Here is a 12,497-nt window from a genome sequence, read left to right on the forward strand (position 1 = left end):
CTCTTCCTGCACAACGCCTTCTGTCCGAAGCGAGACGCCAAACTTGGTGCGCTGGCTGAAGGGGCGCGGATGGCCTCTGTCTGCCGCGGCGTCAGGGGTCACGCCTCTTCTTCGCCCTGCGAAGCAGGTCTACCCCTGCCCGTTCCCCTACGGCCAGGGGCACTTTTCAGGCCACGGCCTCGATGGCGGCGCGCAGGGTGCTCATGAGCTGCGCCACCTGCTCCTCGGAGATGATCAGCGGCGGCGACATGACCATGATATCGCCCACCGCGCGGATCAGCGCCCCGTTGGCGAAAGCATGCAGGTGCGCGTCGAAACCACGCTCCCCCGGCTTTCCTTCGCGCGGCGCCAGCTCCACCGCACCGGTGAGACCGATGTTGCGGATGTCGACGACGTTCGGGCAGTCGCGGAGCGCGTGCAGCGCGTCTTCCCAGAGCGGTGCCATGGCGGCGGCGCGCGCGACGAGGCCTTCCTGATCCATGATGTCAAGCACCGCTTCTGCCGCGGCGACACCCGTAGGATGGCCGGAGTAGGTGTAGCCGTGGAACAGGTCGATGCCGTGAACGGCGTCGCCCCTGAAGGCCTGCCGGACCTTGTCGGAGACCAGCGTCGCCCCCATCGGAAAAAGCCCGCCGGTGATGCCCTTGGCCACGCACATGATGTCCGGCGTGACGCCGAACCATTGCGCGGCGAAATTCGTGCCGAGACGCCCGAAGCCAGTCACCACTTCGTCGAAGATCAGGAGGATGCCATGCGCGTCGCAGATTGCGCGAAGACGTTCCAGGTAGCCCTTCGGCGGCACAAGCACGCCAGTCGCACCCGCCACCGGCTCGACGATCACGGCCGCGATGGTCTCCGCGCCATGGAGAGCCACCAGCCGTTCGAGATCATCGGCCAGTTCCGCACCGTGCTCCGGCTGGCCCCTGCTGAAAGCATTCTGCACGAGGTGCGTGTGACAGATATGATCGGTCCCGGGCAGCAACGGGCCGTAGTTCCGCCGGTTGTTGACGATGCCTCCCACGGAAACCCCGCCGAACCCAACGCCATGGAACCCGCGCTCGCGGCCGATCAGCCGGGTGCGGCTGCCCTGGCCGGTCTTCTTGTGCCAGGCGATGGCCATTTTCAACGCGGTATCCACCGCCTCCGAGCCGGAACCGCTGAAGAAGACGTGATCGAGGCCCTCCGGCGCCATGTCAGCCAGCCGGTTCGCCAGACGGAAGGCCGCCGGGTGCCCGGTCTGGAAGGAGGAGGCATAGTCCAGCGTCATCATCTGCGCATGCACCGCGTCCGCCACCCTGCGGCGTCCATGACCGATGTTGCAGCACCACAGGCCGGCCGTGCCGTCGAGCAGCTCTCGCCCTTCGTCGGTGGTATAGAACATGCCCTTGGCGGAGGTGAACATGCGCGGCGCGGCCTTGAAGCGGTCGTTGGCGGTGAACGGCATCCAATAGGCGGTGAGATCGTCTAGGGCAGTCGTCATGATTTGGTCTATCCCTGCGTGTTAACGGGCATCTTCGAGGATCATCTGCGCGCCCTTCTCGGCGATCATGAAGACCGCTGCCTGAGTATTGGCACTGACCATCTCGGGCATGATGGAGGCGTCGACCACGCGCAGGCCGGCAAGGCCGCGCAGCCGCAGACGCGGGTCGACCACGGCGGCGGAGTCGCTGCCCATACGGCACGTACCCGCCATGTGGTAAATCGACTGGCCGTTGGCGCGGACGAACGCATCCCAGTCAGCATCGCTCTCGCAGGCCGGCCCTGGAGTCTGCTCGCGGACCCGGAAGGCATCCATCGGCGCCTGTTCGAGGATGCGGCGCCCGATCTTCATGCCTTCGCGAATGGTGCGGACATCGTCTTGGGCGGCAAGGAAGTTCGGCCGGATCTCCGGTGCCTCCGCAGGATCGGCGCTGCGGATGTGGATGCTGCCGCGCGACTGCGGGCGCAGTCCGGTGACGCCAAGTGTCATGCCGGGATGGGCGTCGAGCTTGCGTGTTGCAGCATTGGCGTAAGAGGCATGCATGAAGAAGAACTGCACGTCCGGGCCGTCGAGCCCCTCGCGCGTCCGCACGAAGCCGTTGGCAAGGCCGGTGCCATAGCTCAGCACTCCCTTGCCCGCCAGCCCGTAGCGCAGCACCTCGCGCACCAGCCGCCAGCCTCGCGTCAGCTCGTTCAGCGTAACCTTCTGCGAAACCTCCCAGTTCATCCGGGTGCAGTAGTGATCGAGGTAATTCTCGCCCACGCCGGGAAGCGCGTGCCTGGTCTCGATGCCTGCATCCCGGAGCACCCCAGGGTTGCCGATGCCGGAGAGTTCGAGGATCTGCGGCGAATGCACGGCACCCGCCGCCAGCACGATCTCGCACCGGGCATGCCAGAGGCGCGCGCCCGCTTTCGTGGCAGCGCGGACGCCGATCGCCCGTCCCTCCCTCGTCTCGATGCCGGTCACCCGAGCGCGGGGCACCACAGCGAGGTTCGACCGGCTGCGCACCGGGGAGAGGTAGGCCTTGGCCGCGCTCACCCGCCGGGAACTGCGCTGGTTGACCTGGTAGATGCCGACGCCGTCCTGCGTCTCGCCGTTGTAATCGTGGTTGAAGGGCACATCCGCAGCGGCGGCGGCGTCGAAGAAGGCGCGGGCAATGGCCGGGGTTTCGTGCACCGGGGAAATGGGGAGCGGCCCGCCCCTGCCGCGCAGACCGTGAGGATCCGGCCCTTGCCAATCCTCGATCGCTCGGAACACCGGCAGGACGTCGTCAAAGGACCAGCCGGGGCAGCCCCGCTGCGCCCAGAGGTCATAGTCCTGCCGTTGGCCGCGCACGTAGATCATGCCATTGATGAGACTAGAGCCACCGAGACCTTTGCCCCGCGGCATGGCGATCACGCGGTTGCCGGTGGCGGGTTCGGCCACACTCCTGAGCGACCAGTTGTAGCGCGGGTTGGTCAGCAGCTTGTAGAAGCCTGCAGGGATGGTGACCCAGGGGCTGCGCGCCTCACCGCCCGCTTCGATCAACAGGACGCGGGTCCGTGGGTTGGCCGAGAGCCGGTTGGCCAGCACGCAGCCAGCCGTGCCGCCTCCGACGATGATGTAGTCGAACCTGTCACCGTCCTGCGGAATCTTGGTGCTGGTCATGGTCTCCTCCCGATCCCCGTCAAACACCCGGTGCGCCCATGTGCCGTGCCATCAGCACGGCCTGCGCTTCCAGCATCGGCAAACCGGGATGCACGCGCGCCCCCGCCTGCCGGGCCGCGGCCATCAGGGCAGTTTCCGCCGGATCCATGATGATCTCGGCTATCGTCATCTCCGGGCGCAGGCGCTCTACAGGCAGCGGCAACGGATCGCCTGCGTGCATACCGAGCGCCGTGGCATTGATCAGCACCTCGCCCTCCGCCACGTCCGGCGTCCCGGTACGGATGTCCAGCGTTGGAAATCGCGCCCTCACGCGGCGGGCCAGGTCTTCGGCATTGGTCGCCGATCGGTTGAAGATGCTGAGCCGCGCAGGACCCTGCGCGGCCACGGCGAAGGCAATGGCCTTCGCGGCTCCCCCAGCGCCGAGCAGGCAGACCTCCTTCTCCTTCAGCACATGACCCGCGCCAAGAAACCCTTCGACGAAGCCGATTCCGTCGAGCATCGCCCCGACGAGCTGCCCATCCGTTTCACGCCGGATGCAGTTCACCGCGCCAATCAGCTCGGCATCCGGCGTCAACCGATCGCAGAGCGTGACCGCAGCGGTCTTGTGCGGCACCGTCACGACGAAGCCCTTGAGATTTTCTATGGCGCGCAGCCCATCCATGGCCTGCGCCAGTCTGCCGGGAGGCACATGCAGCGGCACGAGCACCCCGTCGATACGGCGCTCGACAAAGGTCCTGTTGACGACCTGCGGCGTCTTCACGTGGTGGATGGGGTCGGCAATGATGACATAGAGGCCAGTCCGCCCAGTAATCGCTGTTGTGTGCATGTGGTCCCCTCAGGCGAGCGTGTAGCTGGTTTTCACGGCAGTGTAGAACTCGCGCGCATAGGTGCCCTGCTCACGGGAGCCGTAGCTCGATCCTTTCCGCCCGCCGAAAGGCGCGTGGTAGTCGACGCCAGCGGTTGGCAGGTTCACCATGACCATGCCCGCGGCGGACATCCGGCGGAACGCCTCGGCGTATTTCAGGCTGGTGGTGCAGATTCCCGAGGAGAGACCGAACTCTGTGTCATTGGCCACCGCGACCGCGTCTTCGAACCCGTCCACCGCGATGACGCAGGCCACCGGGCCAAAGATCTCCTCACGGGCGATTGCCATATCGTTCGTGGCCTCGGTGAACAGCGCGGGGCGCAGGAAAAAGCCCTCGGTGTCACGGCTCACGGTCTCACCACCCGCCACGAGCTTCGCGCCTTCGTCAGTGCCGCGCGCGATGTAAGACAGGTCGATCTCCAGCTGGTTGCGGTCCACCACCGGGCCGATCTGGGTCGCCCTGTCCAGTGCGTGGCCGACCGTCAACGCAGTCATGCGCTCGGTGAGTCGGGTGACGAAAGCATCGTAGATGCCCTTCTGCACGAGCAGCCGCGAGGAGGCGGTACAGCGCTGGCCTGTCGAATAGAAGGCACCGCTGAGTGCCGCCTCCACCGCGATGTCGGGATCGGCATCGTCGAGCACCACCAGCGGATTCTTTCCGCCCATTTCCAGCTGCACCTTCTTCAACGGAAAATTGGCCACGCAGTTCTGCGCGATCCGTCGTCCGGTGGCCACCGAGCCGGTGAAGGAGATCGCTGACACCTTCGGGTGCGCTGCAAGCGCCTCGCCGACAACCGAACCCTTGCCCAGAACGAGGTTCAGCACGCCGTTGGGGAGACCCGCCTCGTGCAGGATTTTCACCAGCAGCCAGGCCGAATGCGGCGCACTCTCTGCTGGTTTCAACACCACGCAATTGCCCCAGGCGAGTGCGGGAGCGATCTTCCATGCCGGAATGGCGATCGGGAAATTCCAGGGTGTTATGAGGCCGACGACTCCAAGCGGCTCGCGCGTGACCGTGACGCCGACACCGGGCCGGGTCGAGGGCAAGTGCTCGCCGCCCGCGCGCAGGCATTCGCCGGCGAAGAAGCCCAACACATGACCCGCGCGCGTCGCCTCGCCGATGCCTTCGGCAAGTGTCTTGCCTTCCTCGCGCGAGAGCGCGTGGCCCAATTCGCTGGCGCGCTCCAGCACAAGCTGCGAGGCGCGGGCAAGGATATCGTGTCGCTGCTGAGGCGTGGTGGCGCTCCAGGCCGGGAAGGCAAGGGCGGCTGCCTCGATGGCCGCATCGGTGGTCGCACGATCCGCTCGGGCAAACTCGCCGATGACATCCGAGAGGTCGGAGGGACTGACGTTACAGAGCCGATCGGCGGAGGCAATGTCCTGTCCGTCAAGAATGCTGTCGAAGATCATGGGCGACTCCTTGGCTGGCCGCCAATCTTTATATGTTATTTGTTATAACAAGCAAGCCAGAAAAATGTCACGACGGACGGGTCGCGAAACGGTCCAGTCCCGCGCCCATTCTGAGGATGTCTGCCTGCAGGTGCGCCCTTGCGCGTTCTGCGTCCCCGTGACGGATGGCCTGGATGATCGACAGATGCGGATGTTCGCCGTCATGCGGAGGCAAACCGTCATCATAAAGATGCGACAGGATCGGCCCGCAGCGCACCCAGAGTCCTTCGATGATGTCATAGGTGATTGGAAGTTCCGCGAGCCGACACAGAGACAGGTGGAACGCAGTGTTGAGGTTGACGGCTTCCGCGAAATTGTCCGCCGCCAGAGCGGCGGGGATGCCGTCGTGGATCTCCTTCAGTTCCGTCGCGCCGCGCACTCCGGCCCGGACCGCCGCGCGCGCGGCACAATCGCCCTCAAGCATCAGACGGATGCCGCGGATTTCGTGCAACTCGTCGAGCGTCAGCTCGGGGACGACGGCGGTGCCACGCGCATCGAGATGCAGCGCCTTTTCCTGCACGAGCCGGATGAGGGCTTCGCGCATGGGTGTCGCGCTGATCCCGAACTCCTCGGCCAGCTGCCGCAGGCGCAGCTTCGTACCAGGCAACAATCGGGCATGCATGAGCGCGGTGCGGATCGACTGGTAGGCCGTCTCGCTCAGGTTTTCACGCGAGATTTTGCGAGTCCATGTCCCGGTCGTTGCGCCCTGCTCTGTCATGATCCTGCCTCCGATGCGCGGTGGCTTACAGGTACCCGTCCTGCGCCCTCCCCTCAAGGCAGCAGTGAGAGTGCGCTGCGAAAGGTCTCCATGGCGGGGACGCGGAGGTGGCGTGCGATCTCGAGAAGATCGCGTCACGCGATGAGCGCGATGCCCTGCCCCGCGCCAAGGAGGCAGAGGTTCGCAATGGTGGAGCAGCCCATCACAGGGTTCGACTTGCATGGTGACGGAAGCGTCGGACATTCCGCCCGCTTTCTGTCACTCGCCCCGCTGCTGCACCTGATTTGGCCCCCAGCGCCGACCGTCGCCAGACGGATGTTCGGGCTGGGCGACCTGCTGTTCCAGACCGCCAGCTCGCGGCCGGTGACGGGGCCGTTTCCGGACGATATGTGCGGGTTGAAATCGCTCCGCCACGCACCGCAGCCACTTGAAATGCACCCCCGGTACGCTGGCGATGGATCTCGATGCCCGCGCAGGCCTTGCCCAAATGAGCGAGGCTCCGCTCCACGGGTGGCGCGGGGGCCGGAAGCGCGGTGCGACTGGGGGCAGTCGTCGCGGCCCCCGGACTGACTGCGGCACGCTGGGTCATCAGGCGTTGCGGTCTGGCGCGCATGTTCGGGCGCAAGGCGCGGCATCAGGAAGCCTCGTTGACGCTGTTCGAGACGCCATGACGACAGGCGTTCGCAGGCGCAGGCTACATTGCGCACACGGGATGTTCCCGCCGGTGTCAGTTCCGGCGCACCGCGCAGGTGCCCACCATCATCCGCTGGAAGGAGTCACGGATCGGCCTGCTACTTTGGATACGCATGCAACCCGTCATGATTCACATAGGGCCGTTGCGAAATATCTCTTTTCATCCCTGTGAAATTGCGTCAGATTGATTTTGCAATCGCATGCAACTTTTCTGCGGATCACATGCTCCGCGAGGAAAGCGCTCCGCAACGACCACGACGCGAGGCAAAGATTCAAGTGGATACGCCGATGATCGCCCTTCCTACTCCGCCATCTCTCGACCTAAAAGGCAAACGCGCGCTCGTGACCGGCGCATCGTCCGGGATTGGCCAAGGCTGCGCGGTTTCGCTGGCTGCTGCAGGCGCCCATGTCACCTGCGCTGCGCGTGGTGCCGACCGGCTTGCGGAGACCGTCGACGCCATGACCCGCACCGGCTATGCCGCGAAAGCGCTGGTGCTCGATCAGAACGACCTCGGGGCGCTGGAACCGGTGCTGATGGACGGAGCCTTCGACATCGTGGTGAATTCCGCAGGTCTCGCCCGCCACACCCCCGCTCTGGACACCACGCCCGAGGACTACGACGCGGTGATGAGCGTCAATCTGCGCTCGGCATATTTTCTCTCAGCCTGGGCAGCGAAGGCGATGATTGCGGCTGAGAAGCCCGGCTCGATCATCCACATCTCCAGCCAGATGGGCCATGTCGGAGGACTTGACCGCGCGGTCTACTGCGCCTCCAAGCACGGGCTCGAAGGCATGGTGAAGGCCATGGCGATCGAATGGGGCAAGTCGAACGTTCGGATCAACACGGTGGCTCCAACCTTCATCCGCACCCCGCTCAGTCAGCCGACATTCGACAACCCGGAGCGCGCTGCCTGGATCATGGAAAAGATCAAGCTGCCGCGCCCGGGCGAGGTCGAGGACATCATGGGGGCGGTGCTCTATCTCGCGTCAGGGGCGTCGGCCATGGTCACCGGCACATCGCTGCTGATCGACGGTGGGTGGACCGCGGGATGAACGAGAAGGTCACCTCCCTCCAAGTCGCGGAGCGCGCGGGCGTCAGCCAGTCCGCCGTCAGCCGCTACTTCACGCCCGGCGCCTCAGTCAGCAAGGCCACAGCCGCCAAGGTTCAGAAGGCCGCCGAAGAGCTCGGTTATAGGCCGAACGTGCTGGCGCGGGCGATGGTCTCGGGCCGGTCGCGGATCATCGGGTTGATCATCGCCGACCTGAAGAACCAGTTCTACCCGCTGGCGCTCGAACTGCTCGGGCGCGAGTTGCAGGAACGGGATTACCAGGTTCTGGTCTTCTTCGCCGCCAACTCGACCGAGGGGATCGAACCGGTGGTGCAGAAGCTGCTCGATTATCAGGTCGACGGGATTATCACCGCCTCGGTCGCCATGTCCAACAGCCTGACGGAGCGCTGCGCCGCCGCCGGCATTCCAGTGGTGATGTTCAATCGTGGCCAGGACGATCCCCGCCTGAGCTCCGTGACCACCGACAATGTCGCCGGGGGCCGGATGGCGGCCAATTTCCTTGTCGCGGGCGGGCACGAGCGCATTGCACATATCGCGGGCTGGCAGGGGGCAACCACGGGCCGCGACCGGACGCTTGGCTTCCTGGATGGGCTGAGGGATCTTGGTCGCGAGGTCTTCGCGATGGAGGACGGGATGTACCAGCGCGAGCACGCCGCCGAGGTGGCGCGCGCTATGTTCTCAGGTGCGGAGCGGCCCGATTCCGTCTTTGTCGGCAACGACTATATGGCCACCGCCGTGATGGACGTGCTCCGCTTCGAGTTGGGCCTGTCGATCCCCGAGGATGTCTCGGTGCTGGGCTACGACGACGTGCCGCTGGCCGCCTGGCCCACCTACCAGCTCACCACGATCCGCCAGCCGGTGACCCGCATGGTGACGGCGACGGTCGACACGCTGCTGGACCGGATCGAGGGCAATCCGGAGCCGAAGCAGATCAAGATTACCGGGGCGCTGAAAATCCGCGCCTCCGCCCGCAAACCGAAAGGATTCACCTCATGAAGGGTTTCGATCCGAAATTCAGCGATTTCCCAGATTACATCATTCGGATCACCAAGGAGATCTGGGAAGATCGCGGCATCGAGACGCTGAACCAATACTACGCGCCCGAGATCCCGGTGCGCACGCCGATGGGAGTGAGCGTCGGCAACCAGCCGGTGATCGCCGCAACCATGGCGACCTGCCACGAGTTCCCCGACCGGCAGATTTACACCGAGGACGTGATCTGGTCGCAAGACGAATCCGGTCATTTCCTCTCGTCGCACCGTCTGTGCACCACCTCGACCCACCTGCGCGATGGGCTTTTCGGCCCGGCAACAGGAAAGGCGTTCAAGGTCAACGTGATCGCCGATTGCGCGGCGCGAGAGAATGCCATCGACGACGAATGGCTGGTGCGGGACTATGGCGGCATCGTGGCGCAGCTTGGGATGGAGCCGCGCACCTTCGCGCAGGACTTGATCCGGGCCGAAGGCGGTCCGGAAAAGGCACGGCCCGCCTTCACCCCGGCCATGGACGTGCCGGGCCCCTACAAGAGCACCGGCAACGGCAATGCTTGGGGTCAGCGCTACGCCGACAGCCTCCAGCGCATCATGGGCGCCGATTTCAACCACATCCTCGAAGATTACGACCGCGCGGTGATGGGCCACTACCCCGGTGCGCGCAGCGTGGTCAGCCGCGAGGAGGTCTCTGCCTTTTGGCTCGGGCTGCGCTCATCCTTCCCCTCGGCTACCTTCACGATCCACCACAAAATCGGTATGGACGAAGGCAATCACATGCCGCCGCGCGCCGCGATCCGCTGGTCGCTCGACGGGGTGCATGACGGCTGGGGCACGTTCGGCCGCCCGACGGGCGCGAAGGTCCACGTTATGGGCATGTGCCACGCCGAGTTCGGCCCCTGGGGGCTTCGGCGCGAATGGGCGCTTTACGACGAGATCGCGATCTGGAAGCAGATCCTCATGCAGACCGGAGAGGCCTGAATGCCGCTTCGCCTGTTCCTGAAGCTCGATGCCCGCGAGGCGACCCGCCGGTATCACGCGCATCGCGCAGCACTGCGGGCGCGCAGGCTCAGCAGGCGGCCGCCGCCCGATGGCGCCTGACCGGTCAGTCTGACCGCGCCGCTTTATTTTCGCGAACTTATTCCATGGACTAACAAAATGACCACCCTGACCGAGCGCATCGTCCGATACGGCGAGTTGCGCCCCTGCAAGACTGCCTTCATCGACGCCCACACCCCCGGCTCGAACCAGAAAGAAAACTTCACCATCATTGGCGGTGGCGTCTCCGAGAGCCCCGACCAGCACGTCCACATTCGCGACACGCCCGGATTCAACATCGGCGCGGCGGGCCAGCCGCCGAAATGCCGCAACTCCCTTCATAGCCACACCACGGCAGAGGTTTTCTTCGTCCTCAAGGGCCGCTGGCGGTTTTTCTGGGGCCGCAACGGCGACGCGGGCGAGTTCATCGCCGAGGAAGGCGATATCTTCAACATCCCGACCGGCATCTTCCGTGGTTTCGAGAATGTCGGCACCGATTACGGGATGATCATGGCGATCCTAGGTGGCGACGACGCGGGCGGAGGCGTGACCTGGGCACCCCAGGTGATCCAAGAGGCCGCGGCGCATGGCCTCGTTCTCGGCAACAATGGCGTGCTCTACGATTCAAAAAAGGGCCAAACCCTGCCGCACAACGTCAAGCCGATGCCGGTGCTGACTGAGGAGCAGATGGCGGCCTACCCGGAAGTGCCGGTCGAGGCCGTCGTGCCGCGTTACGTAGCGCGCTACCAGGACCTGATGGCGCTCTCCGGCAAGAAGCCCGCGAAGGTCATCGGCACCGACGCGCTGCTGAAGGACAAGCCCGGCTTCGAGGTCGACTTCCTTTCGCGCAACTCGCTTGGCGAAGACGTCATCACCCCGGAGAAGCACGTTGTCCTGATGCCGATGCGCGGCACTTGGGCGCTCAAGGTCAGTACTTCCGAGACCGTGCTGAACGCGGGCGACACCTGCCTGCTGAAGCCGGGAGAAGCCTACACGCTGGCACCCTCGATGACCGGCGAGGCCAGCCTCTACCGCGTCAGCGAAACCGACGATCCCGCCGGGGCCACCTGGACCGAGGCGTGAAACAGCAGGGGCAGCTCTCGGGCTGCCCCGCCATCGGGAGGAGCCCGTGACCCCACTTGTTTTCCTGCCCGGCATGATGTGCGATGCCCGCATATTCGCGCCGCAGATCGCGGCGTTTTCCGCCGAGCGCTTCACCGCCTGTGCCGCGTTGACGGCACATGACAGCATGAAGGCACTGGCGCAGGACGTGCTGCGCCTGGCCCCGGAGCGCTTTGCGCTGGCGGGGCTCTCCATGGGCGGCATCCTCGCCATGGAGGTCCTGCGGCAGGCGCCGGGGCGCGTGGCGGCGCTGGCTCTGCTAGACACCAACCCGCTGGCCGAGCGGCCCGAAATACAGGCGAAGCGCCAGCCGCAGATCGACGCCGTGCGGGCGGGCGGACTCTCTGCGGTTATGTCCGAACAGATGATCCCGAACTACCTCGCAACGCCTGACCCCGACCACAAGATCAATGCGCTTTGTCTCGACATGGCTCTGGCTCTGGGGCCGGAGGTCTTCGTGCGCCAATCGCTGGCGCTCAGAGACCGGCCCGACCAGACGGACGTGCTGCGCCGCTTCGGTGGCCCGACCCTGATCCTGTGTGGTGTGCAGGATCGCCTTTGCCCGCCTGAGCGCCATACGCTCATGAAGAGTCTGATGCCGCAGGCAAAGCTCGAGATCCTTGCGGATTGCGGTCACTTGACGACGCTCGAGAACCCACAAGAAACGACAGCGGCCATGTCCCGCTGGCTGGAGGATACATGACACCTGAATTGCTTGCGGTTTTGCGCCGCGTGGACACGCCTACCGTCTGCAACGCCATCGAGGTTGCCCAGGGGAAACGCGGCTTCGATGCCTTCACGCGTGGCACGATGCTCTGTTCTGCCCCAGACGCACCTGCCATGGTTGGGTATGCCCGCACCGCGAAGATCGCCGCCGTCGCTCCGCCGGAGGAAGCGCCCGAGATCATCAAGGCGCGCCGCATGGCCTATTACAAATATATGGCCGAGGCCCCTGCCCCCTCCATTGCCGTGGTGGAAGATGTGGACTTCCCGCATGCCATCGGCGCCTATTGGGGCGAGATCAACACCACGGTGCACAAAGGCTTCGGCATGTCCGGGGCACTCACCAACGGGGTGATGCGCGACCTCGGAGACCTGCCGACGGGCTTCCCGGTGGTGGCCGGCTCCATCGGACCGAGCCATGGCTTCGTGCACGTGAAAGAGATTGATACACCGGTAACGATTTTTGGCCTGACCGTCGCGCCAGGCGATCTGGTGCATGCCGACAGGCACGGCGCGCTGGTGATCCCGGTCGAAGTAATCCCGGTGCTTGAGCGTCGCATCGCGAAACTGCTGGAGACGGAAAAGGTCGTGCTCGGCCCGGCTCGCGCCGAAGGATTCGACTTTGCTGCCTTCGAAGCGGCATGGTCCGCTTTCGAGAAGGCCCGGACCTGAGCGCGTAAAATATGGAGCGACGCGGGCGAGC

Annotated in this window: 11 protein-coding genes; 6 read left to right on the forward strand and 5 right to left on the reverse strand. The window is 65.2% G+C overall.

From position 1 onward, the window contains the following. Positions 1 to 166: 166 nt before the first annotated feature. The 5 genes from aptA to IQ782_RS18390 all read right to left on the reverse strand — a co-directional run bounded on the left by aptA (position 167) and on the right by IQ782_RS18390 (position 6,159). The gene (gene aptA / locus IQ782_RS18370) at positions 167 to 1,480 is read right to left on the reverse strand and encodes an omega-aminotransferase AptA (protein ID WP_194136122.1); all 1,314 of its coding nucleotides are present in this window, start codon (positions 1,478 to 1,480) and stop codon (positions 167 to 169) included. Positions 1,481 to 1,501: 21 nt separating this feature from the next. Further along, a complete protein-coding gene (locus tag IQ782_RS18375) occupies positions 1,502 to 3,127 on the reverse strand; it encodes a GMC family oxidoreductase (protein WP_194136123.1) in 1,626 nt (541 codons plus the stop codon). Positions 3,128 to 3,146: 19 nt separating this feature from the next. Continuing rightward, positions 3,147 to 3,953, reverse strand: a complete 807-nt coding sequence (locus IQ782_RS18380; protein ID WP_194136124.1) for a shikimate dehydrogenase family protein — start codon at positions 3,951 to 3,953, stop codon at positions 3,147 to 3,149. Positions 3,954 to 3,962: 9 nt separating this feature from the next. Beyond that, positions 3,963 to 5,402, reverse strand: a complete 1,440-nt coding sequence (locus IQ782_RS18385) for an aldehyde dehydrogenase family protein (RefSeq protein WP_194136125.1) — start codon at positions 5,400 to 5,402, stop codon at positions 3,963 to 3,965. Positions 5,403 to 5,469: 67 nt separating this feature from the next. Beyond that, positions 5,470 to 6,159 (reverse strand): GntR family transcriptional regulator, encoded by a 690-nt coding sequence (locus IQ782_RS18390; RefSeq protein WP_194136126.1) that lies wholly within the window; start codon positions 6,157 to 6,159, stop codon positions 5,470 to 5,472. A gap of 981 nt (positions 6,160 to 7,140) precedes the next feature. Between IQ782_RS18390 and IQ782_RS18395 the strand changes: the two genes are divergently transcribed. The 6 genes from IQ782_RS18395 to IQ782_RS18420 all read left to right on the forward strand — a co-directional run bounded on the left by IQ782_RS18395 (position 7,141) and on the right by IQ782_RS18420 (position 12,466). Further along, positions 7,141 to 7,905: an SDR family NAD(P)-dependent oxidoreductase gene (locus IQ782_RS18395; RefSeq protein ID WP_194136127.1), complete on the forward strand. Its 765-nt coding sequence runs from the start codon at positions 7,141 to 7,143 to the stop codon at positions 7,903 to 7,905. Beyond that, complete coding sequence (locus IQ782_RS18400; RefSeq protein ID WP_194136128.1) at positions 7,902 to 8,918, forward strand: LacI family DNA-binding transcriptional regulator; 1,017 nt, start codon at positions 7,902 to 7,904, stop codon at positions 8,916 to 8,918. Before IQ782_RS18395 ends, IQ782_RS18400 begins: the two co-directional genes overlap by 4 nt. Then, positions 8,915 to 9,892 (forward strand): nuclear transport factor 2 family protein, encoded by a 978-nt coding sequence (locus tag IQ782_RS18405; RefSeq protein WP_194136129.1) that lies wholly within the window; start codon positions 8,915 to 8,917, stop codon positions 9,890 to 9,892. Before IQ782_RS18400 ends, IQ782_RS18405 begins: the two co-directional genes overlap by 4 nt. A gap of 177 nt (positions 9,893 to 10,069) precedes the next feature. Next, entirely contained in the window at positions 10,070 to 11,032 is a 963-nt protein-coding gene (locus tag IQ782_RS18410; protein ID WP_194136130.1) for a cupin domain-containing protein, read from the forward strand. 46 nt (positions 11,033 to 11,078) lie between these two features. Beyond that, positions 11,079 to 11,774: an alpha/beta fold hydrolase gene (locus IQ782_RS18415; RefSeq protein WP_194136131.1), complete on the forward strand. Its 696-nt coding sequence runs from the start codon at positions 11,079 to 11,081 to the stop codon at positions 11,772 to 11,774. Further along, a complete protein-coding gene (locus tag IQ782_RS18420; protein WP_194136132.1) occupies positions 11,771 to 12,466 on the forward strand; it encodes an RraA family protein in 696 nt (231 codons plus the stop codon). The genes IQ782_RS18415 and IQ782_RS18420 overlap by 4 nt, the downstream gene beginning before the upstream one ends. Positions 12,467 to 12,497 lie beyond the last annotated feature (31 nt).

It is taken from the genome of Salipiger mangrovisoli, assembly GCF_015223355.1.
Lineage (GTDB): Bacteria > Pseudomonadota > Alphaproteobacteria > Rhodobacterales > Rhodobacteraceae > Salipiger > Salipiger mangrovisoli.